Source organism: Rheinheimera sp. MM224 (assembly GCF_947090785.1).
Lineage (GTDB): Bacteria > Pseudomonadota > Gammaproteobacteria > Enterobacterales > Alteromonadaceae > Pararheinheimera.
The window spans coordinates 654,176-677,316 of record NZ_OX352320.1 but is presented as its reverse complement, the minus strand read 5'-3'; the positions used below and the strand labels follow the sequence as shown (position 1 = coordinate 677,316).

Here is a 23,141-nt window from a genome sequence, read left to right as displayed (position 1 = left end):
AGTTTTTACTGGCGCTGACGCACAGCTTCAAATAAGCAGATACCAGTTGCGACCGATACGTTTAAGCTCGAGACCGAACCAAACATTGGGATCTTCATCAGCGAATCACAATGCTCTCGGGTCAGACGGCGTAAACCATCGCCTTCAGCGCCCAAAGCTATGGCCAGAGGACCATTTAGCTTGGTTTGATAAATAGTGGTGTCGGTTTCACCAGCAGCACCTACCACCCAAATACCAGCGTCTTTTAACTCACGAATAGTGCGGGCTAGGTTAGTCACCGTAATAAAAGGCACTACTTCAGCAGCGCCACAAGCCACTTTACGCACCACAGGAGTCACTTTGACTGAACGGTCTTTAGGAGCGACCACTGCATGCACTCCAGCCGCATCAGCACTACGTAAAATAGCACCTAAGTTATGTGGGTCGGTAATGCCATCTAAAATCAGAATAAAAGGACTGGATTGCTCAGCGATAATACGGGCTAAATCCTGCTCATTGCCGGTTTGCTGAGCGCGGGCTCTTGCCACCACGCCCTGATGCTGCGCGCCATTCACCTTTTCATCCAAAGCTCTGCGGTTGCAGTACTGTACTGATACGCCAAAATCACGGGCGAATTTCAGCAACGGCTGTAAACGCTGATCGTCTTTGTCTTTTAAGATAAAAAGTTCAAGAACATCTTCCGGCGCACGTTCAAATAACGCACTTACCGCATGAATACCAAATACAAAATCTGCGCTCATCGCAACCTCTTTGAAAATGACCGAGCCCGGCAGTACCGGGCTCAGTTTGACTTGCGGCTAGTGTAGCAAAAACACCAGCCTATTGCTTTTGCTACTTACGCTTACGTGGCGCTTTACCAGGCCGTGGACCAGCAGGGCTTTTCGCTGCCGGACTCTTTGCTGCTGGTTTGCTTCCCGTCGGCTTTTTCGCAGCAGGCTTTTTGCCAGCTGGCTTTCTACCCGCGTTACCCGGCGCTGTTTGCTCAACACCGGCTTTACGGGCACCTTTTTTACGCATCGAGGCTTTTTCTTCCTCAGGTGTCATAGCCGCTTTTTTACTGGCGCTGACTTTGCGATTCGACGTCGTGCGTTTTTCCATGCCCACTATGCCTAAATCAATTTTGCGCGCTTCCAGGTTCACCGCCAGCACTTTGACTTCAATCAAATCACCCATGCGGTATTGCACATTACTGTGTTCACCTTTTAGCACCTGACGTTCGGTATCAAAGTGGTAATAGTCGTTTTGCAACGAGGTGACATGCACTAAACCTTCGATATACAAGTCACTGATACGCACAAACAAACCAAAGTTAGTGACGGTAGACACCACACCTTTGAAGCTGTCGCCAATGTGATCCTGCATATACTCACATTTCAGCCAGTCTGCTACTTCGCGGGTTGCATCGTCAGCACGGCGCTCCGTCATCGAACATTGTTCACCCAAAGGATGAATTTGTTTTTCAGTGTAGCCTTTAGGCCCTGTCACTTTCTGACCCTGAGTTTGCAAAATGGCTTTAATAGCACGGTGCAACACCAGATCCGGATAACGACGAATAGGCGAGGTAAAGTGCGCATAAGCTTCTAACGCCAGACCAAAGTGCCCCAGGTTATCGCCCTGATACACAGCCTGCTTCATTGAGCGCAGCATCGTAGTTTCAATCAGCTCTTTATCCGGTCTGTCCTGCAGTTTCTGCAAAGTCAGCATCAGATCCAAAGGTGTTGGCTCCACCGGCAGATTGGCTTCAATACCTAATTCGGCAAGGAAACGTCTGAAGTTGGCAAAACGGTCGGCATCCGGGCGCTCGTGCACACGGAACAAGGCAAAAGCTTCATGTTTTTCAATCAGCTTAGCGGCTGAAACGTTGGCTAAAATCATACATTCTTCAATGATCTTATGCGCTTCGTTACGGTGAATTGGCACTATCTGTTCAATTTTACGATGGCTGTTAAAGATAAAACGGGTTTCGACCGTTTCAAATTCAATGGCACCCCGTTCGGCCCGTACTTTCGCCATTTGTTTGTACAGCGAAAACAGGTTATCGATATTGGTTAAATTGGCTTCGTATTGCTGACGTAACTTCGGATCACCTTCTAAAATGGCGTGAACCTTGTTGTAGGTCAGACGTGCACTGGAGTGCATCACAGCTTCATAAAACTGATAACCATCCAGTTTGCCTTGTTTGCTGATATGCATTTCGGCAACAAAACAAAGCCGGTCTGTATGTGGGTTCAGTGAACATAAACCGTTGGATAACACTTCAGGCAGCATAGGAACCACATGGTCCGGGAAATACACCGAGTTACCACGTTCCAGCGCTTCTTTATCCAGCGGAGTATCCGGCATTACATAAGCACTAACGTCCGCAATGGCGACCCATAAATGCCAGCCACCATCGGCTTTTCGTTCACAGTACACTGCGTCATCGAAGTCACGGGCATCTTCACCATCTATGGTGATTAAACCCAATTGAGTTAAATCAACACGGCCAGCTTTAGCTTCTACTGGAACTTCAGTGCCATAACCTGCCACTTGCTGTTCAACAGCTTTAGAAAACTCGTGGGGGATCTGGTGGTTACGAATAGCGATTTCGATTTCCATACCAGGCGCCATATGTTCGCCCAGCACTTCAATCACTTTACCTACTGCGTTTACTCTTTTGCTTGGACGCTGGCTGATTTCAACCAACACCACCTGACCATGACGCGCTGCGCCTTCTTCACCTGGTGGTATCACAATATCCTGGCTCAGACGCGGATCGTCTGGTACCACAACACCTAAAGCAAAATCTTTAAAGTAACGGCCTACTATAGGTTCATTACGGGCTTCTAAAATGCGGACTATACGGGCTTCCACTTTGTCGCGGCTGGCAAAATCGCTTTTGGACGCCAGCACCACGTCGCCATGCAGCAGACGTTTCATTTCAAAGTTAGGAATAAACCAGTCAGGACCACCTTGTTCCAGCTTTAAGAAGCCAAAACCATCACGGTGACCTAACACAGTACCTTTGACTAAATCCAGGTCGTCGACCAGACCATACCTTTTGCTTTTGTTAAACAGCAACTGGCCGTCACGTTCCATGGCGCGCAGACGTTTTTTCAGCGCAAACATCGCTTCATCGTCTGTCAGCTTTAATTCAGCAGCCAACTCTTCAAAGTAGGCAGGTTGTTGCCGCTGTTTTAAGTGTTCGAGGATAAATTCCCGACTAGGGATAGGGTTTTCATATTTTTCTTGCTCACGCGCAAGATGCGGATCTTTGACCGTCATGTTTTCTCTTTTTCACTAATTCAGCCTGCAGTGTAGCAGTCGCAGGTGAATTTTTCACTACAATGGCCTTTTGGCCCTCGTTAGCGCAGCACCCGGCATTTTATTTGCCAACTGAGCTAACAGCTGTTGCACCTCTTGGTGCGTTTTTGTGTCGGCGATCACAGAGTGATGCAGCCAACGGTAACAATCTTCCATATCCAAAGGACTGGCGTCGCCTTTAATCAGCATTTGGGCAAAACGCATCTGCGCCTTTAAATTGCCTAAACCTGCAGCTTCACGCAGATATACCACAGCTTTGCTGTTGTCCTGCTGAACAAAACGGCCCGTGTGATAATAACGCCCGACTTGCTCCAGCGCTTCAGGTAAGCCCTGAGACGCAGCTTGCTGCATTAAATCCCAGCCCCGTTCGACATCTTTTTTCACACAAACACCAAAGGCCAGCATATCGCCATACAAAAACTGATAAGCCGGCACTTTCATGACATCGGCTCTGGCCTGGATATCACTGACCAACTGGCATTCGTCTTTTTGCACCCGCTGCAAATGCACATTTTGTTTAATTAAATCCAGCAGTTCATCCTGAGTATAAAGCTGTACTACTGCCACTTCCTGCGCTTTGACAGGCAAGCTAAGCAGCACAAGAACTGAACTTAAGACTAAAAAACAAAACTTCATAGTTACCCCGGGCCATAGCCACTGATATTTATACACTTATAGATAAAAAACATACAAAAATCAGGCCATCGCAAAAGACAGTGTTCTGACACCAGCATATCCTGTTTAGTTCGCAGAGCAAAATAGTCTGCTCTAAAAGCAAAAACGCTGCACAAGGCAGCGTTTTTTCTTTTTACCGAAGATTAAACGGCAAATGGATGACGCAGCGTGATGGTCTGAATACGATCCGGGCCTGTTGAAATAATATCAATAGGTACACCAGTGATCTCTTCCAGACGAGTAATGTAGTTGCGGGCTTCAACTGGCAACTCTTCCAGCTTCTGTACACCAAAAGTACTTTGGGTCCAGCCCGGCATTTCTTCAAATACCGGAGTGACGATTTCATACCCTTCAGCCGCCATTGGAGGCACGTCAGTGATAGAACCGTCAGCTGCTTTGTAACCAATACAAATTTTGACGACATTTAAGCCATCTAAAACGTCGAGCTTAGTTAAGCAGAATCCAGAGATACTGTTTAACTGCACAGCACGTTTCACTGCAACAGCATCAAACCAACCACAACGGCGTTTACGGCCAGTAGTTGCGCCAAATTCATGGCCTTTAACACCTAAGTGTTCGCCGATTTCACAACCCAGTTCTGTTGGGAACGGACCTGAACCAACACGGGTGGTATAGGCTTTCACAATACCTAACACATAGTCTAAGTAACGTGGGCCAAAGCCAGCACCGGTAGCTACGCCACCAGCAGTGGTGTTAGAGGACGTCACGTATGGGTAAGTACCGTGGTCAATGTCTAATAAAGTACCCTGGGCACCTTCAAACATGATTTCTTTACCGGCTTTACGGGCTTTATCCAGTAAATCGGTCACGTCTACTACCATAGGCTTTAACACTTCAGCTATAGCTAAAGCGTTGTCTAAAGTAGTTTGGAAATCAATCGCATCCACTTTGTAGTACTGAGTTAAAGTGAAGTTATGCAAATCCATCAGAACTTTCAGCTTTTCAGCAAACAATTCAGGATTAAACAAATCACCTACACGCAGACCACGACGCGCTACTTTGTCTTCATAGGCTGGACCAATGCCACGACCTGTAGTACCAATTGGCTTATCGCCACGGGCTACTTCGCGCGCTTTATCCAAAGCCACATGGAAAGGCAGGATTAACGGACAAGCTTCGCTCAACAACAGACGCTCTTTCACCGGAACACCTTTCTGTTCCAGCATGGCCATCTCTTTTAATAAAGCTTCAGGGGATAACACCACACCGTTACCGATCACACATTTTACGTTTGCACGTAAAACACCTGATGGGATCAAATGTAATACCGTTTTTTCACCGTCTATTACTAACGTATGACCAGCATTATGACCGCCTTGATAGCGCACCACATAGCTTGCCTTGTCAGTTAACAAGTCAACGATTTTTCCTTTTCCTTCGTCACCCCATTGGGTTCCGAGTACGACAACGTTTTTGGCCATGGTTCCTACATCATGGAGAAAAATTAGGCGGGGATTCTACCAAATTAACAACCAAAGTTCAGCGCGATTAAGAAAAAAAACCAGATATTTTCTTTCTGGTTCTTTTTCAACAACTAAGAGGGACAAAAATGGCTATGAAGCAAAGAAAAACAGCAGCAAAATGCCTGCCGTGACCAGTATTCCTCCGAGCTGTTGCATTTGAGCTGTGGGCTGCTCCGCTATTTTTTGCAGATAAGAGCGCCATTTATTTGGAAATAACATCGGGCCCAGGCCTTCAATGATCAGAACCAGCCCTAAAGCCGCCCGCCAGTAATCTGCCATTTAGCGAATATCCTTCAGACAACTCAGGTCGTAATCTGCAGCATTGTGGTACAAGGCAAAACCAAAGCGTAGCCTGTCGCCACGATAATCCGTCACAATGCCCTGCTGTTTTAACGCAGCAGCGATACGAGCCACCTCGTCGGCGGCAAAACGAAAAGTTAAAAACTGGCCTTGTTGCTGATTTTGTTTATCCAGCAGATGAGTGCGATTTAGCAGCGGATGCTGTATTTCATCTAATATGGCGAGGAATGCGTGCTGTAGGTTTTGGATATAAGCCTGCACTTTTTCGACGCTAAGGCCTTGCTGTTGATACAGCTCAAATACAGCCAACACCCGGTACAAACCCGAACAATCCATAGTAGCACCGGCAAAACGATAGCCGTTGTTGGCGTATTGCACTTGTCCTTGTTTAGCCTTTGCCAGTTCACCAAATTCAGCAAACCAGCCGGTATAGATAGGTCTGTGCTCACTACCTTGTGGTACAGCCAGGAAACAACAACCTTCCCCACCCTGCGCATATTTATAACTGCCCGCCAGATAAAACACACGCTGTGCTATCGCAGATAAATCAGTAGGCACCGCCATAAAACCATGATAACCATCGACCACGATCATGGCATCCGTGACTTTATCCAGCGCCTGCACTAGCGCAGCTAAGTCTTTAATACCGACACCAGAATTAAAAAACACCTGACTGAAAAACACCAGATCAACAGGCTGAGCCGCAACTGCGGCTTCTAGTCGCTGTGGAAAGCTGGCAAAAGGTTCAGTTGGCACCCGAATAACATTAACTGTGGTTAACTCACAAAGACGGTTGATTTGACGATGAAAGCTATGGAATTCGCTGTCTGTAGTCACCACAGTCAAAGGTCTGGACCAGTCAAAGCAGCTTAATAAACGCATGACAAATTCGTGCGTATTAGGTGCAAACACAATTTGCTCTGCATCAGGCAACTTTAAAATACGGGCTATATGTTGTTGTACCGCAGGCACTTTTTCACCAAATACCAGCTCCCATTTGTCGTCCACTAATAGAGCGCTGTCATCCCAGTAGGCCAAAGTGGCGTCACGAGTTACATCAGGCCAATAGTGGTGGGAGTGGCAGGCAAAATGTTGTTTACCTGGGTTGGCTTTTAAGAAGTGCTGATAAAACTGCTGATACATAGGAAGATCCTTACGAAAGACACAGGCAGAGTAACCGAAAGCAGTTCAAATAGAAAAGGCCCCGCGGGGCCTTTTCTATTTAGTGAAAACCAGCTGTTGTCAGCTTAGTTTTGCACTTTGTCCGACTTCATGTACTTGAAGAAATCGTTGTCTGGCTGGATCACCATCACGTCGTTTTTGTTCTGGAAGCTGTTTTTATAAGCTTCTAAACTACGAACGAAATTGTAGAACTCACCATTTTTGCTGTACACGTCTGCATAAACTTTGGCAGCAGAAGCATCACCTTCACCGCGCACAGTACGTGAGTTACGCTCAGCGTCAGCGACCATAATAGTCACGCGAGCGTCGACATCAGCTTTGATAATTTCAGACTGTTCCATACCACGGCTACGGTGTTCTTTAGCCACTGCAGTACGTTCAGCACGCATACGCTGGAAAATCGAGTTGCTGATTTCGTCAGGTAAATTGATTTTCTTCACACGAACGTCAAGGATCTCAATACCTAACTCTTTTGAACCAGCAGCAGCTTGTTCCATTGCACGTTGCATCAGTTGAGTACGCTCACCAGAGACAATCTCCTGAATGGTACGGCTACCAAACTCAGTACGTAAACCGTTGTTGATGTACTGCTTTAACAGCACTTCAGCCTGAGACAGGTTACCGCCTGTGGATAAGAAATACTTACCAAAGTCGGCAATGCGCCATTTTACATAGCTGTCGACCAATAAGTCTTTTTTCTCAGCTGTAACAAAACGGTCAGACGACGGATCGGCCAAGGTTTGGATACGAGCGTCGAGCTTGCGAACGTTTTCAATCAGCGGCACTTTAAAATGCAGACCTGGTTCAAACACTCTGACTGCTTCCGCATCATCACGCTGGATTTTACCAAAACGGATCACAATACCGCGTTCGCCTTCAGGAACAACAAAGACTGAAGACACAACAACAATACCCAGGATAGCAATTAAGGCTAATACTAAATTTTTCATCACTTAACCTCTGCCAGTTCTGGTGCTGTCAGCACGGCTTGTTTCAGGACGCAGATCCGGAGTTCTGCCATCTGTGCTGTTGGTTCTGCCAGGAACTAAAGGATTCACAGCAGGGGCTTTGTTTTCGCCGCCGTTGTTAATCATTTTGTCCAAAGGTAAATACATAATGTTATTACCATTTTTCACATCCACCAGTACTTTAGAGCTGTTGCCGTAAACCTGTTCCATAGTCTCTAAATACATACGGTCACGGGTCACTTGTGGCGCCGCCAGATATTCAGGTAACAGTTTCTCGAAACGAGCCACTTCACCCTGAGCTTTTAACAGCGTTTGTTGCTTGTAGGCTTCAGCTTCCTGCATCATCCGGTTGACCTGACCACGGGCACGTGGCTCAATTTCACGGGCGTAAGCTTCAGCTTCACGAATATAACGTTGTTCATCTTCCTGCGCGGAAATCGCATCATCAAAAGCTTCTTTCACTTCTTCTGGTGGACGAGCGTCACGGAAGTTCACATCAACCAGTTCCAGACCCATAGTGTATAAGGAGATAATTTGCTCCAGTTCAGTTCTGGTGTTCTGACGGATCACTTCACGACCTTTAGTCAGTACGTCATCCATTACTGAGTGACCTACTACATAACGTAAGGCTGCGTCTGTTGCTTCACGTAAGCTGCTGTCGGCATCAACCACAGAGAACTTGTAAGCGCGGGCATCAAACACACGATACTGGATCTCGAAAGTCACACGAACCAGATTTTGATCCTGAGTCAGCATAAAACCATCAGTACGTAATGAACGTACGCTGGTCACATCAACAGGTGTGACTGTATCAATAAAGGTTGGTTTCCAGTGAAAACCTGGCATCACTTCTGTGTGGTATTGACCAAAACGTAAAACCAAACCCCGTTCTGATTCTTTAATGGTATAAATGCCACTAAAGCCCCAGACCAGTAACGCAACCAACCCAATCAATACCAAGGCGGCTGAGCCACCACTGTTATTGCTGTTGCTGCTGGTGTTTTTATTGCCACCAAAGATACCACCGAACTTTTTGCTTAAGTTGCGGAAGACTTCATCTAAATCGGGCGGGCCCTGATTACGACCACCTTGTTTCCAAGGGTCGTTGTCTTTGCCATTATTGCCCGGCTCGTTCCAAGCCATGCTTCACTCCATCTCTAGTTGTGATATTGAAACTAATGTACCAAAAAAAGCTGAGTACTGACGATAAAAAACTAAGTGCTGACAATATAGTTTTGTAACAGTCCATCACTTTGTTTCAGTAAACGCGCCCATTCAGCTTTTGATAAGGCGATTCTCAGCTGGGTTTCCCCCAGATCAGTAAAAGATTCTGTCTGAACCGCAGAGAGTTCGTGTAAACGAGCCCGCCACATAGCGGCATCTGCAGGCAGTTTTAAATCCAGTTGCATATAGTCATCCGCCAGTCGTTCACGGATCACTTGCAGCAGTAACTCAATTCCAAGACCCTGCTTCGCTGAAATATATACAGCTATGGGTTCTGCCTGTTCATTGTATTCTATACGGGCTTCTTGCTCAGTCTGGTCAATTTTATTAAACACCAGTAACTGAGGCACCTGATCGGCGTCAATTTCATGCAACACCAATTGCACCTGTTTGATATTGTCCGCCATTCGTTGATCAGCCACATCAATCACGTGCAGTTGCAAGTCAGCATCACGGCTTTCCTGCAAAGTGGATTTAAAGGCTGCAACTAAGTCATGAGGTAAATGCCGGATAAAACCAACGGTATCAGCAAAAATAATAGAACCAAACTCAGGCAGTTTCACTTGCCGTAGCGTTGGGTCCAAAGTAGCAAACAGCTGATCGGCTGCATACACATCCGCACTGGTCAGGCGATTAAATAAGGTAGATTTACCGGCGTTGGTGTAACCCACTAAGGACACCACAGGAATTTCAGCACGTTGCCGGGCTTTGCGACCCTGTTCACGTTGCTTACTGACTTTATCCAGCTTCACTAACAAAGCCGTGATTTTATCCCGCAGTAAACGCCTGTCGGTTTCGAGACGGGTTTCACCCGGACCTCTCATACCAATGCCGCCTTTTTGCCGCTCAGCATTGTCCCAGCCACGCACTAAACGTGACGACAAATGCTTCAGCTGTGCCAGCTCGACCTGCAACTTACCTTCGTAGCTGCGGGCGCGCTGGGCAAAAATATCCAAGATCAGAGTGGTACGATCAATAACCCGGCACTGACAAAGCAGTTCCAGGTTACGGGTTTGAGCCGGGGTTAAAGAGTGATTAAAAATAATCAGATCGACTTGAAGCTCAGCGACAGCTTGCGCTAGTTCTGCCGCTTTGCCACTGCCAAGAAAAAACTTAGCATCGATCGTACTACGGTTGGCAGTCATCACAGCACGTGATTCAACTCCAGCCGACGACACAAGCATCTCCAGTTCCTGCAAATCTTCACTGGCACTGTCTTGTGAAAGATAGATATGCACAAGGATTGCTTGCTCGGCCACCATTTCGCTGTCAAACAAGCTTAAGAATTCCCGATTATTCCATCTCGTCCATTTCGCCTGTACCAGTACCATGGCTAGCCATAGTATTGACAGCACGAGCTGGGACTACAGTAGAAATGGCATGCTTATACACCATTTGACTGACTGTGTTTTTCAGAAGGATCACAAATTGATCGAAAGACTCGATTTGTCCCTGCAATTTAATACCGTTCACCAGATAAATAGAGACTGGGATACGCTCGCGTCTTAAAGTATTTAAAAACGGGTCTTGTAACGATTGGCCCTTTGCCATTTTCGCTTTCCTTATTTCTAATTATGTTTCTCTATATATGGATTATTATATTATTTTCAAGTCGTTAAATAACAACTTTTTTTCAATTATCTTTTACTAGCTTAGCGAAGTTAAAATGGCTTGCAAGTTTTCTGCCTGTTTGTCTTCAGTTTTTAACCAATTTAATTCAGGCCAACTGCGTAACCAGGTCAGTTGCCGTTTCGCCAGTTGGCGAGTGGCAGCAATTCCCTGATCAATCATCTCCTGCTCAGACAGCTGTCCTTGCAGGTGTAGCCACATCTGACGGTAGCCCACACAACGCATCGAAGGTAAATCCAAATGCAGATCAGGTCTTTGCATCAGAGTTTTTACTTCTTCGGCAAAACCACAATCTAACATTTGCCGGAATCTGACAGCTATACGCTGGTGAAGTTCAGACCGATCTGTTGGATTGATAGCAAATTGTTGCACAGGGTATGGAAAAGGCTCGCCTTTGTGTTCTGTCAGTTCAGTTAAACTCTTGCCCGTTAGCCGGTAAACTTCCACCGCCCTGTTGACCCGTTGTGGGTCGTTCGGATGAATACGAGCCGCTGATACCGGATCAAAGTCTGCCAGTTGCTGATGCAAATAACCCCAACCGTGTTCTGCCGCTTCAGCTTCAATCTGCTGCCGTATTTCTGGATCAGCTTCAGGCAAAGGCGATATCCCCTGCAACAAAGTGCGGAAATACAACATAGTGCCGCCCACCAGAATAGCCGTTTTCCCCCTGCTGTTGATATCAGCAATAAGTCGTAACGCATCAGTGCGAAAATCCGCAGCTGAATAAGCTGAAGCCGGGTCAAGAATATCAATTAAATGATGAGGCGCATCCAAAAGCTCTGCCGCTGTTGGCTTGGCGGTGCCTATATCCATACCTTTATAAATTAAAGCACTATCGACACTAATCAGCTCTGACGGGATGCTTTTATACAGATCAATAGCCAACGACGTTTTACCGCTGGCTGTAGGCCCCATTAAAAAAATAACTTTAGGATCCATCTGAGTCCTGTAATAACTGAATAGAAGCTGTTAAATCCAGTGGCACGGCGCACCAATGTGGCCCTTGCTGACTTAACAATGGAAAATGTTTCACTAAAGCAGAGGCTTGTAGCACTGCCGAGCCTAATAACTGTTGCAGCAATAAGCTTAGCAGTTGTGTGTCTTGCTGCTGTAACCAGCCTTGCCACCACAGCGGTAACCACTGCGCAACCGCACTTTGTCGAAGCCAGGCTGGCACAGCTCTGACAATCAGAGTTTGATTACTGACTAAAAAGTCAAAACCCAAATGGCTTAATAAATCCGCCTTGCTTAGCAAAAACTCTTGTTCTGTCTGTTGCAACGTCAGCCGCACTGGCATTAATAAAGGTAAAGGCTCTGCACCTTGTTCAAACCATAATCTGGCGGCGCTGGCCGCTATATCAACTAACCAGACTTGATCGGAGCCAGAGCACAACAAATAACGATTCTGGCTGATTAAGGTTTCGTTATGTACAGCAGCAGTTGATTGCTCCAGTCGCTGAGTTTTTTCAGCAAAAACCGGCCAGCTTTGTGCCGCAGGTTGCGCCACTGCAGGTCGGTAAGGCTGACCTGCATAAGCCGAAGGTCTGGCGGCATAAGCTGGAGCACAAGCTGAATACTGGGTATGGCCTGATGCATGTTTTAGCGTTGGGGCTTGCGGCATAACAAAGGCTGCAGGTTCTTGTGGTGCTATAACCTCAATACTCTGTTGCTGCGGTTCTAACTGCAATAGCGCATTGGTTAACGCTGACGCGACAAAGTCGTGTACTAAACGGGCCTGATGAAACCGTACTTCGTGTTTGGCCGGATGCACATTGACATCAACCTGACGTGGATTAATGTCCAGATAGAGTACAAAAGCGGGTTGCTGTTCAGCACTTAGCATAGAGCCGTAAGCCTGACGTATCGCATGATTCAGCAATTTGTCTTTCATCATACGGCCGTTGACATAGCTGTACTGACATTGCAGTTGCTCTTTACAGGCTGAAGGTTGCAACACCCAGCCCCAAAGCTTTAAATCATCGTACGCCACTTCGACAAAAGCGGCTTGCTCCAGAAAGTTTTTGCCACACAAAGCGGCTACGCGTTTTTGCTGAGCTTCTCGGCTATCCGCTTTTTTCAGTTGCCGTACAGTCTGACCGTTATGAATTAAAGTCCAGCTGACGTCAAAACGGCTTAATGCCAGGCGCTTGACCAGCTCGTCTATATGAGCGAACTCTGTTTTATCGCTGCGCAAAAACTTACGCCGGGCAGGGGTATTAAAAAACAGGTCCAGCACTTCAATGCTGCTGCCATCCGGATGAGCTGCCGGTTTTATTTGTACCTGCATATCACGGCCTTCAGCATAGGCTTGCCAGGCTTTATCCTGATGTGCTGGTTTGGACGTTAAAGTCAGACGGGAGACAGAACTGATAGAAGCTAAAGCTTCGCCCCTAAACCCCAGACTGACAATTTGCTCTAAATCATCCAGGGAACTGATTTTACTGGTGGCATGCCGGCTTAAAGCCAAGCCTAATTCAGCTTCAACTATGCCAGAACCATTGTCACGAATAAGGATTTTTTTACTGCCACCACGCTCAATCTCAATCAGAATTTGATCAGCACCAGCATCCAGGCTGTTTTCCACCAGCTCTTTGACGACAGAGGCAGGACGTTCTACCACTTCGCCTGCAGCAATCTGGTTTGCCAGTTGAGGAGGTAAGATTTGAATAGGCATCAGGGGATCCTAAGCACCTGACCAATCAGAATGTTGTCGCTTTTCAGATTATTGTGTCTGCGAAGTTCAGCCATGCTGACACCATACTGTTTCGCCACTCTGGATAAAGACTCACCGCGTTTCACTTTATGAGTACGGCTACTGCTACTGGTGCTTGCCACAGCGGTGGATCGGTTTTGTGTACCTGGCATCACAGTAGGCACTGAGCGACCATTATTTTTATGGGCAGCAAATAACGAATCAGCTGGTGGTGATTTTTCAAAATACCGTTTAATGGCTCTGAACATCGCCAACGCCAGTTTATGCTGATGGCCAGGGTCTTTCAGTAAACGTTCTTCGTTGTAGTTGGAGATAAAACCGGTTTCAAACAGGATAGACGGAATATCGGGCGCTTTTAACACAGCTAAACTGGCGGCCTGAGGCTCCTTTTTATGCAAATGCGCTATGGGAGCCACTTCACGTAACACTTCTTTCGCTACTTCAAAGCCAGTGACCATCGAATGGTTCATCGACAAATCCAGCACAGTTTGCGCCAGATATCGCTCATTGGCCGAGTCTTTGATGATCTCGCCTACTCCACCTAATAACTCCGAATGTTGTTCGGTTTGCTCCAGCATCCGGCCCACTTCAGTGGTAGCACGACGCATTGATAGTACCCAGACCGAAGCTCCATGGGCTTTACGGTTTTGTACTGCGTCGGCATGCACAGAGACCAGCAAATCAGCCTGTTTTTGTCGTGCTATATCAGGTCTTTTATTCGGGTGAATGTAATAATCGCCGGTACGGGTCAACACAGCTTTTAAACCAGGCTGTTTATTGATCATATCGGCTAACTGGCGCGATATAGACAAGGTGATGTTTTTTTCGTGTGTGCCTTTTGGCCCTACAGCACCCGGATCCTGACCACCATGACCGGCATCAATAGCAATAATAATATCGCGCCCTGTGGCTCTTGTACTTACAGTGCTTTGAGGTACTGAGGTCACTGGTTGAGACAGGACCTGAGCTGATGGAGAGGGTGTGACGGAAGTCACTGGTGCGCCCTGACTGGCAGACGAGGCTCTGCTTTGCGCTTTTAAATCCACCACCAGCCGATGACCATAAGGTGGTGAAGGTGGCAAAGAAAAAATACTGTCATTGACCGGAAAAGACAGTTCTATCACCACAGCTGTTGCTGCACTGGGTGTACGATTAGCATACACACGTTTAACTAAAGGCGAGTCACCGCTAACAGCGCCAATGTTTAAACTGGTCACGCCGGCCAGTTCAATTTCTAAACGACTTGGGTTACTTAAGCGTTTTACTTTATGCGAAGGGGCATCGGCTAAATCCAACACCAGTCGGGTATTATCAGGCGCATGCCAAATACGCACACCTTTAACACTGTTCACAGCCCAACTTTGGCAGGAAACAAGTAACAGCACCAGAACAACAACCCGAAGCATCAGACTCATTGAGCCTGCTCCCAGGTTTGCACTACAGCGTTCATCCACACCACAGCTTCAGCTTGATTCGCTGTGACGCGCAGCTGGCGCTGATTGTGATCAATCTGTAACTGCAGATCCAGATCAGCATCTGCCAGCAAACCATAACCACGTTCAGGCCATTCAATCAGACACAAGTTGCCTTTGGAGAAATAGTCACGAATGCCCATAAACTCCAGTTCTTCAGGGTCGCGCAGGCGATACAAATCAAAATGAAAGACTTGCTGCTCGCCAATAGTGTAAGGCTCAACCAAAGTATAAGTTGGGCTTTTCACATTACCCTGATGTCCCATAGCCTGAAGTAGGCCACGACTGAAGGTCGTTTTGCCTGCCCCTAAATCGCCCTGCAAATACAGCACGGCACCATTGCGTAAATGGGGTGCAAATAAGGCGGCCAATGCCAAAGTAGCGGTTTCGTCCACTAAATGAAAAATGTAGCTTTGAGCTGTCATCTGTACCTAAGCTGAGTGATCTCAGTCATAACAATTTTTTAAGCGCACGTGCCGTAGTAGTACAGCAGATGATTTGGCCGCTATGCTAACAAAAACAGCGCAGTGCAGCCAGTTTCTTCTGAAACAGGAAGTATAAAGGTCAAAGCAAAAACCTGATCGGGATTTATGGTAAAGTGCGCGGCGGAAATAAGCGGATCTTACTATGACCAGCAGCATCAATTGGCAGCATCTTGCAGAGCAAATAAAAGTCTGGGGCCAGCAACTTGGCTTCCAGCAGATAGGCATTACCGATACAGATTTAACCTCGGAAGAGCCTAAATTGCAGCAATGGCTGGATGCTGGTTTTCATGGCGAAATGGAGTATATGGCCGCTCATGGCATGAAAAGAGCGCGCCCTGCCGAGTTACACCCCGGTACTATCCGGGTGATCAGTGCACGAATGGATTACTTGCCGGAGCATGCGCAGTTTGCAGCTAATTTGGCCGATCCATCGATGGCCTATATTAGCCGTTATGCACTGGGGCGGGATTACCATAAGCTGATCCGCAACCGCTTAAAACAACTGGGCGAACGTATTGAAAACGAGTTAGGCGCTTTGGGTTTCCGGCCTTTTGTTGATTCAGCTCCTATTCTGGAAAGGCCGCTGGCGGTTAAAGCAGGTTTAGGCTGGCAAGGAAAACATAGTCTGGTATTAAATCAGGATGCGGGTTCCTGGTTTTTCCTCGGCGAATTGCTGGTCGATATTCCTCTGCCAGTTGATCCTGTCCATACCGGCGATTGTGGCACTTGTGTCGCCTGCATCACCATTTGCCCCACTCAAGCCATAGTTGCACCTTACACTGTCGATGCCAGACGTTGTATTTCTTATCTGACCATCGAATTACAAGGCGCTATTCCGGAAGAGTTCCGACCTTTGCTTGGTAACCGCATTTATGGTTGTGATGATTGTCAGTTGGTATGTCCTATCAACAGAGCAGCGGACACCACAGAAGAGCAAGACTTTCAGCGCAGACCACAGTGGCTGAATAAATCCTTGTTGGATTTATGGCGCTGGACTGAAACTGAATTTTTAAACTACACCGAAGGTTCTGCTATTCGTCGTATCGGCTATCAACGCTGGCAACGCAATATTGCCGTAGCCTTGGGCAACGCACCTTTTGATTTGGCCATTATTGAAGCCTTGCAGCAGCAACTGCCTTTAAGTGAGCTGTTAGTACAGGAACATATTCAGTGGGCTTTGCTACAGCAGCAGAAAAAAAGCCTGTTGCAGCAGAATTTATTAAGTCGCCAAACCGACCGTTTAGTGCGGGTTATTCAGAAGGGTTTACCACGGGACGCCTGAGATCTAACTGGGGCTGAGCCTTAAGCCGCTGCTGCGCCTGCAGTAAGATGTCCAACTTCTGTGTGCGGTCAGCGACATGCCAGTCTTTAATTTCCTGCAAAGTACGACCACAACCTAAACAGACGTCAGAGTGGTTTAAACAACAAATACGGTTACAAGGTGATGCAGGCATAGAGCTCTCCGTTACTGGGTTAATCATAGCCTGCAATCCCCCTATCCAGCCTCTATTTTCTCTGTTTAGGCACCCAAGCCCAGACAAACTCTGCAATCACAGGTTCCACATTCAGTTCGTCGGTGATCTTTACCAAAATAGTGATATCGCCTTTTTCGGTGTCGCGAATAAACTGAATTTGCTCATCAGTCAGTGACGTAGTTGCCACCAGCTTGCCCGTTGCTCTTTTGACATAATTCAGCTGCATCGACTTTAACAGCGGAATACGATCGTCTGCCACATGCAAACCCACTAAAAAACCACTGGCCGACTCACCCAACAACGCCATAGCAGCCGCATGCACTGAACCTATATGGTTTTGTACCTTGGTTTTATTGGTCAGGCTTAACTGCGCCTGCTGAAAGTTTAATACATCGACTTTGACCGAAGCTGTGCCGGCGAACTTCACAGCTTTGCCAAATAACAAGGTCAATAAAGGCGAACGGAGCCAGGGCGAGTAGTTATTGATTTTGGCGACATAACGCCCAAGTTTATTGATGGCTTTCATACTGGTCTTACCTGTAAGTTTTAGTGTGGCAAAGATAGCAGTAATAAAATCAGGCAGCAAGTTGGGTTCAAGGTAAAAAAATAAGTTGGAATGAAGAATAGAAATGAAAAAGGAATCTTATACATGAGGTGAAAATTTGGAGCGGGCAACGAGGCTCGAACTCGTGACCTCGACCTTGGCAAGGTCGCGCTCTACCAACTGAGCTATGCCCGCTTAGGGGTATTACTGATTTTTGTTTCAAACTGGTTATTGGTGGACCAATTTGATTTGGAGCGGGCAACGAGGCTCGAACTCGTGACCTCGACCTTGGCAAGGTCGCGCTCTACCAACTGAGCTATGCCCGCATCCTGTTATTAGCAATCATGATTCTTTATCTTGGTTATAAAGAAGATTACTAAAAACGCCGATTCAATTGAATTTTCGTTCGAAGCGGCGCGCATTTTACAAAATTCCTAGCCCTTTGCAAGAGATTTTATTCAGGAATTTTGAAAAAATGCGTTTTATAAACCGCTAATTCAGCAATAGATTCCCGAATATCATCGAGAGCTAAATGACTTGATGACTTTTTAACCAGCTTAGTCACTTCCGGGTACCATCTTCTGGCCAACTCTTTTACCGTGCTGACATCCAGATTACGGTAATGGAAAAAGGCTTCAAATTCCGGCGCGTACTTGACTAAAAAGCGTCTGTCCTGACCAATGCTGTTGCCACACATAGGCGATTTACCTGCAGGTACATAATCAGACAGGAAACGGATCGTCTGTGCCATAGCATCGGCTAATTCCACTTCACTTTCCAGACAACGTTTGGTTAAACCACTTTTACCATGAGTTTCAGTGCACCATGCATCCATAGCATCTAAAACTTCTTTTGGTGTTTTAATGGCAAATACAGGGCCTTCAGCAAGGATATTTAACTGGCTGTCGGTTACTATGGTGGCCATTTCTAAAATCACTTCTTTTTCCGGATCCAGACCAGTCATTTCCAGATCGATCCACACCAGATTATTGTCGTTGCTCGCCATACTTCTTACCTTTGATTATTTGCAGCCAGTTTTGCTGCTTTGTAACTTGCCCGAATAGCGGTATCATACTATGCCTTAAGCAAAGTAAAAACCGCCGCAGTCAGGCGACAGTAAAGGCACAAGGCCACAGTGACCAAAAAAAAGCACCTCAATCAACGCCAGCATCAACGTATAGCCGCCAATCAGGATCGTCGTTTAGCCCGGGCTCAGAATAAAACCAACAAAAAAGAGCTGGATTCTGACTTATTGGCTGAAGCCGAACATGGCTTAGTGATCAGTCGTTTTGGTCAACATGCCGATATTGAAGATAGCTCAGGCCAGATTTTCCGTTGTAATATCCGCCGTACTATCAACTCCCTAGTCACAGGTGACAAGGTCGTATTCTGCCGCACCAAAGTACCTGGCGGTGGCCCTGAAGGCGTAGTGGAAGCTGTAGCTGAACGTGAATCTGTATTGCTGCGCCCTGACTTTTATGATGGTTTAAAACCTGTAGCGGCCAATATAGATCTAATGATTATTGTCTCAGCGGTTTTACCTGCGTTTTCGCTGAACATTGTCGACCGCTATTTAATAGCTGCCGAAGCCATGCATATCAAGCCATTGTTATTGCTGAATAAAATTGATTTATTAACCGAAGAACAGCGCGCGGAAGTCGACCAGCAACTGGCTATTTATCAGAACATTGGTTACGAATTCTTATTGCTCAGTGCAAAAACCGGTGAAGGTACAGCTCAGCTGGATTCTTACCTGAAACAAGGTGTCAGTATTTTTGTCGGCCAGTCTGGTGTAGGTAAATCATCTTTAGTAAATAACCTGCTGCCTGATTTGGGTGTAGAAACCCGCGCCGTGTCAGAAAATTCAGGTTTAGGCCAACATACAACGACCACTGCCCGCTTGTATCATTTACCGGATGGCGGTGACTTAATTGATTCGCCAGGTATCCGTGAATTTGCCTTGTGGCATTTGGAGCCAGAGCAAATAGCTTTAGGTTTTCCTGAGTTTAAAGACTGGCTTGGCCGTTGCAAATTCCGCGACTGTAAACACTTAAACGACCCAGGCTGCGCATTGCAGCACGCGGTCAGTATTGGCGAAATTCACCCGGAACGTTTTGCCAGTTACCATAAAATCCTGCTGAGTATGGCGCAGGATAAACCGAATTATTTTCAACCCTGAGGTTTAAATCCACTATGGATCAAGTCAAAATCGCATTGCAATACGCAATGCCAAAGCATTTATTGTCCCGTCTTGTTGGCTATCTGGCAGCGGCTCGTTTAGGTTTTATCAGCCATGCGCTGATTAATCTGTTTATTAAGGCCTATAAAATTAATATGGCCGAAGCCCAATTTGAAAAAGCTTCGGACTATGCCAGCTTTAACGAGTTTTTTACCCGCCCTTTAAAAGATGGCTTACGCCCGATCAATACGGACGCTGATGTAGTCTGCCAGCCAGTAGACGGCGCCATCAGCCAGTTGGGTGATATTGTCGATGGTAAGCTGATCCAGGCGAAGAATCATAACTATTCACTGCAGGCTTTATTAGGCGGTGATGCGGCTACAGCGGCTCCTTATGCCGGCGGTAAGTTCGCTACTATTTATTTAGCACCCAAAGATTATCACCGTATTCATATGCCCATTGCAGGCACCTTACGTGAAATGATTTATGTGCCAGGTGATCTGTTTTCAGTGAACCCGCTGACCGCCGAAAACGTGCCGGATTTATTCGCCCGTAATGAGCGTGTTGTGACCATTTTTGATACTGAACTAGGCCCTATGGCTTTGGTATTAGTAGGCGCAACTATAGTGGCCAGTATAGAGACCGTCTGGGCTGGCACTGTGACACCACCTACAGGTAAAGATGTATTCCGTTGGACTTACCCTGCCACAGGGCCTCAAGCTGTTACTTTAGAAAAAGGTGCTGAAATGGGCCGCTTTAAATTGGGATCCACAGTGATCCTGGCGTTCCAGGCTGGTCAGATTGAATTTACTGACAAGCAATACCCTACGGCAGTGACTCGCATGGGCGAGCCTTTCGCCGATATAGTCTCAAAAGATTGATAGAATCAAGCAGAGCCTGGCTCTGCTTTTTTATTGCTCTGAATTTTTGAATCAGGCGACGGAGAATACCCATGCAGATTATTGCCCATCGTGGCGCCAGTGGCTCTTATCCGGAAAATACCTTATTGGCGATAAAGCAGGCTTTGCTGGCAAAAGCCGATGGTATTGAAATTGATGTATTTTGTGTCGAAAACCAGCTGGTGGTGATCCATGACGAGAATGTCAGCCGCACCACTAACGGCATAGGGTTGTTGCAGGATTTTACATTCAACCAATTACAGCAACTGGACGCAGGTTCTGGCCAGCAAGTCCCCACCTTATGGCAAGTACTGCAATTGGTAAACAACCAGACCCTGCTGAATATCGAACTCAAAGGTGCTGACACAGCAGAGCCTTTATTAGAACTACTTAAAAAAGCTGAAACTGAACTGGGCACACATCCGGACAAGCTACTGATCTCTTCTTTTAATCATCATCTTTTGCAGCATATTAAAAATCATAGATCTGATTTAAAAACTGGGGCTTTAACAGCCTCATTGCCCCTGGATTATGCCGCCTTTGCATCACAACTGGGTGCCTGGTCAGTGAACTGCGATAAAGGTTTTATCAACAAAGAGATGGTACAGGATGCCCATCAACGTGGCTTAAAAGTGTGGGTCTATACAGTCAATGACGCCACCACGGCAAAAAAGATGCAGCAGATGGGTGTAGATGGAATTTTTTGTAATTATCCGCTGGAAGCCAGAAGCTGGTAGCAATGCAAAAGAGGATCAGTGTTTATGGCTATCGCAGCTATGACACTGATTGCACAAACGTATATTTAAGATATGCGCCAGCACGACGAAAGATGCACCAACAATAAGGATATAGTGCTCATAGTCATGGCCAAAAATGTCTTTTTGCCAGTAGATAAAACCACCTAAAAACAGCGAATAAAAAGGGTAAATCTTTTTATGGTAGCGGTGGAAACCGGCGAACAAGGTAATAAAACCCAACACCATAGTGATCAATAAAATGATCCGCTCGAAAGCATGATTATGCCAGGCACTTAAACCCAGAAGTGGTAATACAGGCAATAACACAGGCAGCATAATGCAATGAATAGCGCACAAAGATGTGATGGCTATACCTACTTTATCTAATGTATTACGAACCTGACTCAGCACGAATTGACACTCCGGTTTTGAAGGATTGAGATAATATAACAAATCAAAACAAAAACAAACTGCCCAGCCTATTCTTTTGCTGCCAACAGCGAAAAGCACCGCGACGCAATCGGCATCCTTCATTGGCTGTGGCATAATGCGGAAAATTTTTTGGAGACAAAATAATGGATCAATTACTGGAACAACTGGATCAGAACTTAAAAGATCTGTATCGCAAAGCCCTGGATGCAGACGCAGTTTTGGATGACATCCAGCAACAAGGCCATGGCAAATATCAGACCATTTTTGTCGACGACAAAAGCTTTCAGGTCAGCAGTAACAGATTTATGCCTTATTTAAGTGAAGCGGCAGAACAAGTAGCAGCGATGCGCCAGACCCAGCAGTTTAATACAGCCACTTTACAGCGCGTAGTGAAACAAATTCAGCTGTTACATAAAACTCTGGCAGAGTTCCGTCAAGTAATCACTAAATAGCCTATTTTCTAATCTGTTTAGATAAAATTATTCTAACGACAAAAGGCCATTGCACTACTCTAACTAAGTAGAAGGAGTATGCCATGGCCAGCTTAACCACTTCAGTAGACAGCATAAAACTTGAAGCGCGACAATTCGCATTGTCCGGCAATCAAACTCGTCCAAATCCTGGTGCAGCTATTGCCCGCGAATTGGATCCAGCGTTACAACAAAGCAAACAGCAGCAAATCCTATCAAATCTGCCGGAACCTACGCAGCAAAAAGAAGAAACACGGCAAGACTCTGTGCGGGTAACCAGTACTATAGGAAAAGCGGCCTCCAGCGGCCAGTTAAGCCGGGAGGAAGCCGTTGCAATTTACAGAGAGATAGCTAACCTGCTTTAGCAATGTTTTGCTGATGAGAAGCAACAGCGGGCTGAATAGTATCTTTATACCAACGCTGCAACATAGCACGTTCATGCTCCAGAGGTCTGTCAGCTCTGCTAACATTTAATCTGGTCATAAACCCCATATCTTTTAACTTAAGCTCTTTTTCTTCAGCAACCACGGCCTTATTTTTATCCAGCAAGGTGTAGCTAAAATTAATGCGTGGAATGAAAATATCTTTAATTACCCGAATGCGATCGCCGCTTTGCGTGTACATATGATTTACATCACCGGCTAAATCTATATCTGTTACGACCACATTCCAGCTGTACCCTTCTGGCAAATCTTTGGCCAGATCAGCAAAAATTTTATCAAAGCTAGCCATGGTACGTTTTTCAAAACCGCCCCGAGCTTCGTTTGCTGGCTTCATATCGGTAAACTTTTTATAGTCTTTGTATTCAACCTTTACTTCAGCGGCTGCCGCTGTTCCAGCAACCAATAAGGAAAGCATCAATACACCAGATTTAATAAAACGCATAACTCACCTCTTCTCGTTTCGATCAGCCACTGAATTAGTGCAACCACTACAGCCAACTCTGAATAGATTATCTTTTATGACTCAT

The 23,141-nt window shown here is 46.3% G+C and carries 25 protein-coding genes and 2 tRNA genes; 6 read left to right on the top strand and 21 right to left on the bottom strand.

The features are described from left to right. Positions 1-5 precede the first annotated feature (5 nt). The 14 genes from rlmB to tsaE all read right to left on the bottom strand — a co-directional run bounded on the left by rlmB (position 6) and on the right by tsaE (position 15,375). Positions 6-740 carry a 23S rRNA (guanosine(2251)-2'-O)-methyltransferase RlmB gene (rlmB, locus tag OM978_RS03285; RefSeq protein WP_233079720.1) on the bottom strand — a complete coding sequence of 245 codons (735 nt, stop codon included), beginning with the start codon at positions 738-740 and terminating at the stop codon, positions 6-8. A gap of 91 nt (positions 741-831) precedes the next feature. After that, entirely contained in the window at positions 832-3,264 is a 2,433-nt protein-coding gene (gene rnr / locus OM978_RS03280; RefSeq protein ID WP_264345508.1) for a ribonuclease R, read from the bottom strand. A 57-nt stretch (positions 3,265-3,321) separates the two neighbouring features. Further along, positions 3,322-3,939, bottom strand: a complete 618-nt coding sequence (locus tag OM978_RS03275) for a tetratricopeptide repeat protein (protein ID WP_264345507.1) — start codon at positions 3,937-3,939, stop codon at positions 3,322-3,324. Between the two features lie 182 nt (positions 3,940-4,121). Further along, positions 4,122-5,420: an adenylosuccinate synthase gene (locus OM978_RS03270; RefSeq protein WP_264345506.1), complete on the bottom strand. Its 1,299-nt coding sequence runs from the start codon at positions 5,418-5,420 to the stop codon at positions 4,122-4,124. Positions 5,421-5,552: 132 nt separating this feature from the next. Continuing rightward, the gene (locus OM978_RS03265) at positions 5,553-5,741 is read right to left on the bottom strand and encodes a DUF2065 domain-containing protein (RefSeq protein WP_264345505.1); all 189 of its coding nucleotides are present in this window, start codon (positions 5,739-5,741) and stop codon (positions 5,553-5,555) included. After that, positions 5,742-6,905, bottom strand: coding sequence for an aminotransferase class V-fold PLP-dependent enzyme (locus OM978_RS03260; protein WP_264345504.1), 1,164 nt, complete (start codon positions 6,903-6,905; stop codon positions 5,742-5,744). A gap of 104 nt (positions 6,906-7,009) precedes the next feature. Further along, positions 7,010-7,894, bottom strand: coding sequence for a protease modulator HflC (gene hflC, locus OM978_RS03255; protein ID WP_264345503.1), 885 nt, complete (start codon positions 7,892-7,894; stop codon positions 7,010-7,012). A 3-nt stretch (positions 7,895-7,897) separates the two neighbouring features. Beyond that, the gene (gene hflK / locus OM978_RS03250) at positions 7,898-9,055 is read right to left on the bottom strand and encodes an FtsH protease activity modulator HflK (RefSeq protein WP_264345502.1); all 1,158 of its coding nucleotides are present in this window, start codon (positions 9,053-9,055) and stop codon (positions 7,898-7,900) included. A gap of 71 nt (positions 9,056-9,126) precedes the next feature. Continuing rightward, entirely contained in the window at positions 9,127-10,413 is a 1,287-nt protein-coding gene (gene hflX / locus OM978_RS03245) for a ribosome rescue GTPase HflX (RefSeq protein WP_264345501.1), read from the bottom strand. A 16-nt stretch (positions 10,414-10,429) separates the two neighbouring features. Continuing rightward, the gene (gene hfq / locus OM978_RS03240) at positions 10,430-10,687 is read right to left on the bottom strand and encodes an RNA chaperone Hfq (RefSeq protein WP_053423891.1); all 258 of its coding nucleotides are present in this window, start codon (positions 10,685-10,687) and stop codon (positions 10,430-10,432) included. Between the two features lie 96 nt (positions 10,688-10,783). Beyond that, complete coding sequence (gene miaA, locus OM978_RS03235; RefSeq protein WP_264345500.1) at positions 10,784-11,704, bottom strand: tRNA (adenosine(37)-N6)-dimethylallyltransferase MiaA; 921 nt, start codon at positions 11,702-11,704, stop codon at positions 10,784-10,786. Next, positions 11,694-13,439, bottom strand: coding sequence for a DNA mismatch repair endonuclease MutL (mutL, locus tag OM978_RS03230; RefSeq protein WP_264345499.1), 1,746 nt, complete (start codon positions 13,437-13,439; stop codon positions 11,694-11,696). The genes miaA and mutL overlap by 11 nt, the downstream gene beginning before the upstream one ends. After that, positions 13,439-14,893: an N-acetylmuramoyl-L-alanine amidase gene (locus tag OM978_RS03225; protein WP_264345498.1), complete on the bottom strand. Its 1,455-nt coding sequence runs from the start codon at positions 14,891-14,893 to the stop codon at positions 13,439-13,441. The genes mutL and OM978_RS03225 overlap by 1 nt, the downstream gene beginning before the upstream one ends. Then, positions 14,890-15,375 carry a tRNA (adenosine(37)-N6)-threonylcarbamoyltransferase complex ATPase subunit type 1 TsaE gene (tsaE, locus tag OM978_RS03220; protein ID WP_264345497.1) on the bottom strand — a complete coding sequence of 162 codons (486 nt, stop codon included), beginning with the start codon at positions 15,373-15,375 and terminating at the stop codon, positions 14,890-14,892. The genes OM978_RS03225 and tsaE overlap by 4 nt, the downstream gene beginning before the upstream one ends. A 202-nt stretch (positions 15,376-15,577) precedes the next feature. On the opposite strand from tsaE, the gene queG reads away from it, so the two are divergent. Next, the gene (gene queG / locus OM978_RS03215) at positions 15,578-16,717 is read left to right on the top strand and encodes a tRNA epoxyqueuosine(34) reductase QueG (RefSeq protein ID WP_264345496.1); all 1,140 of its coding nucleotides are present in this window, start codon (positions 15,578-15,580) and stop codon (positions 16,715-16,717) included. Here queG and OM978_RS03210 read toward each other — a convergent pair. The 5 genes from OM978_RS03210 to orn form a co-directional block, all read right to left on the bottom strand. Then, on the bottom strand, positions 16,686-16,889 hold the full coding sequence (locus OM978_RS03210) for a DUF1289 domain-containing protein (protein WP_264345495.1): 204 nt from the start codon (positions 16,887-16,889) through the stop codon (positions 16,686-16,688). The genes queG and OM978_RS03210 overlap by 32 nt on opposite strands. Before the next feature lie 52 nt (positions 16,890-16,941). Next, complete coding sequence (locus OM978_RS03205; protein WP_264345494.1) at positions 16,942-17,436, bottom strand: DUF4442 domain-containing protein; 495 nt, start codon at positions 17,434-17,436, stop codon at positions 16,942-16,944. Between the two features lie 137 nt (positions 17,437-17,573). After that, positions 17,574-17,649: transfer RNA gene (locus OM978_RS03200), tRNA-Gly, on the bottom strand. 55 nt (positions 17,650-17,704) lie between these two features. Further along, positions 17,705-17,780 (bottom strand) — tRNA-Gly (locus OM978_RS03195). A gap of 128 nt (positions 17,781-17,908) precedes the next feature. Next, entirely contained in the window at positions 17,909-18,460 is a 552-nt protein-coding gene (orn, locus tag OM978_RS03190) for an oligoribonuclease (protein WP_264345493.1), read from the bottom strand. Between the two features lie 129 nt (positions 18,461-18,589). Here orn and rsgA point away from each other — a divergent pair, with 129 nt between their 5' ends. The 3 genes from rsgA (at position 18,590) to OM978_RS03175 (ending at position 21,269) form a co-directional block, all read left to right on the top strand. Further along, on the top strand, positions 18,590-19,633 hold the full coding sequence (gene rsgA / locus OM978_RS03185) for a small ribosomal subunit biogenesis GTPase RsgA (protein ID WP_264345492.1): 1,044 nt from the start codon (positions 18,590-18,592) through the stop codon (positions 19,631-19,633). A 14-nt stretch (positions 19,634-19,647) separates the two neighbouring features. Then, positions 19,648-20,514 (top strand): archaetidylserine decarboxylase, encoded by an 867-nt coding sequence (asd, locus tag OM978_RS03180; RefSeq protein WP_264345491.1) that lies wholly within the window; start codon positions 19,648-19,650, stop codon positions 20,512-20,514. 71 nt (positions 20,515-20,585) lie between these two features. Beyond that, positions 20,586-21,269, top strand: a complete 684-nt coding sequence (locus tag OM978_RS03175) for a glycerophosphodiester phosphodiesterase (RefSeq protein ID WP_264345490.1) — start codon at positions 20,586-20,588, stop codon at positions 21,267-21,269. Positions 21,270-21,284: 15 nt separating this feature from the next. Here OM978_RS03175 and OM978_RS03170 read toward each other — a convergent pair whose 3' ends face one another. Continuing rightward, positions 21,285-21,680: a MerC domain-containing protein gene (locus tag OM978_RS03170; protein WP_233007648.1), complete on the bottom strand. Its 396-nt coding sequence runs from the start codon at positions 21,678-21,680 to the stop codon at positions 21,285-21,287. Between the two features lie 164 nt (positions 21,681-21,844). Between OM978_RS03170 and OM978_RS03165 the strand changes: the two genes are divergently transcribed. Beyond that, positions 21,845-22,153, top strand: a complete 309-nt coding sequence (locus OM978_RS03165; protein ID WP_233007647.1) for a prephenate dehydrogenase — start codon at positions 21,845-21,847, stop codon at positions 22,151-22,153. A gap of 83 nt (positions 22,154-22,236) precedes the next feature. Beyond that, positions 22,237-22,536 (top strand): hypothetical protein, encoded by a 300-nt coding sequence (locus OM978_RS03160; protein WP_264345489.1) that lies wholly within the window; start codon positions 22,237-22,239, stop codon positions 22,534-22,536. On the opposite strand, the gene OM978_RS03155 is transcribed toward OM978_RS03160, so the two are convergent. Continuing rightward, the gene (locus OM978_RS03155) at positions 22,523-23,056 is read right to left on the bottom strand and encodes a DUF3016 domain-containing protein (protein ID WP_264345488.1); all 534 of its coding nucleotides are present in this window, start codon (positions 23,054-23,056) and stop codon (positions 22,523-22,525) included. The two genes, OM978_RS03160 and OM978_RS03155, sit on opposite strands and share 14 nt — an antisense overlap. Positions 23,057-23,141: the final 85 nt, after the last annotated feature.

Excerpts from the sequence above, each read along its gene's own strand:
- rnr (WP_264345508.1), bottom strand. The coding sequence starts at position 3,264 with ATGACGGTCAAAGATCCGCATCTTGCGCGTGAGCAAGAAAAATATGAA.
- OM978_RS03210 (WP_264345495.1), bottom strand. The coding sequence starts at position 16,889 with ATGCCTGCATCACCTTGTAACCGTATTTGTTGTTTAAACCACTCTGAC.
- tsaE (WP_264345497.1), bottom strand. The coding sequence starts at position 15,375 with ATGACAGCTCAAAGCTACATTTTTCATTTAGTGGACGAAACCGCTACT.
- OM978_RS03270 (WP_264345506.1), bottom strand. The coding sequence starts at position 5,420 with ATGGCCAAAAACGTTGTCGTACTCGGAACCCAATGGGGTGACGAAGGA.
- OM978_RS03155 (WP_264345488.1), bottom strand. The coding sequence starts at position 23,056 with ATGCGTTTTATTAAATCTGGTGTATTGATGCTTTCCTTATTGGTTGCT.
- queG (WP_264345496.1), top strand. The coding sequence starts at position 15,578 with ATGACCAGCAGCATCAATTGGCAGCATCTTGCAGAGCAAATAAAAGTC.
- OM978_RS03175 (WP_264345490.1), top strand. The coding sequence starts at position 20,586 with ATGCAGATTATTGCCCATCGTGGCGCCAGTGGCTCTTATCCGGAAAAT.
- hflC (WP_264345503.1), bottom strand. The coding sequence starts at position 7,894 with ATGAAAAATTTAGTATTAGCCTTAATTGCTATCCTGGGTATTGTTGTT.
- hfq (WP_053423891.1), bottom strand. The coding sequence starts at position 10,687 with ATGGCAAAGGGCCAATCGTTACAAGACCCGTTTTTAAATACTTTAAGA.
- miaA (WP_264345500.1), bottom strand. The coding sequence starts at position 11,704 with ATGGATCCTAAAGTTATTTTTTTAATGGGGCCTACAGCCAGCGGTAAA.
- orn (WP_264345493.1), bottom strand. The coding sequence starts at position 18,460 with ATGGCGAGCAACGACAATAATCTGGTGTGGATCGATCTGGAAATGACT.
- OM978_RS03275 (WP_264345507.1), bottom strand. The coding sequence starts at position 3,939 with ATGAAGTTTTGTTTTTTAGTCTTAAGTTCAGTTCTTGTGCTGCTTAGC.
- OM978_RS03260 (WP_264345504.1), bottom strand. The coding sequence starts at position 6,905 with ATGTATCAGCAGTTTTATCAGCACTTCTTAAAAGCCAACCCAGGTAAA.
- OM978_RS03265 (WP_264345505.1), bottom strand. The coding sequence starts at position 5,741 with ATGGCAGATTACTGGCGGGCGGCTTTAGGGCTGGTTCTGATCATTGAA.
- OM978_RS03165 (WP_233007647.1), top strand. The coding sequence starts at position 21,845 with ATGGATCAATTACTGGAACAACTGGATCAGAACTTAAAAGATCTGTAT.
- rlmB (WP_233079720.1), bottom strand. The coding sequence starts at position 740 with ATGAGCGCAGATTTTGTATTTGGTATTCATGCGGTAAGTGCGTTATTT.
- OM978_RS03225 (WP_264345498.1), bottom strand. The coding sequence starts at position 14,893 with ATGAGTCTGATGCTTCGGGTTGTTGTTCTGGTGCTGTTACTTGTTTCC.
- hflK (WP_264345502.1), bottom strand. The coding sequence starts at position 9,055 with ATGGCTTGGAACGAGCCGGGCAATAATGGCAAAGACAACGACCCTTGG.
- asd (WP_264345491.1), top strand. The coding sequence starts at position 19,648 with ATGGATCAAGTCAAAATCGCATTGCAATACGCAATGCCAAAGCATTTA.
- OM978_RS03205 (WP_264345494.1), bottom strand. The coding sequence starts at position 17,436 with ATGAAAGCCATCAATAAACTTGGGCGTTATGTCGCCAAAATCAATAAC.
- OM978_RS03160 (WP_264345489.1), top strand. The coding sequence starts at position 22,237 with ATGGCCAGCTTAACCACTTCAGTAGACAGCATAAAACTTGAAGCGCGA.
- mutL (WP_264345499.1), bottom strand. The coding sequence starts at position 13,439 with ATGCCTATTCAAATCTTACCTCCTCAACTGGCAAACCAGATTGCTGCA.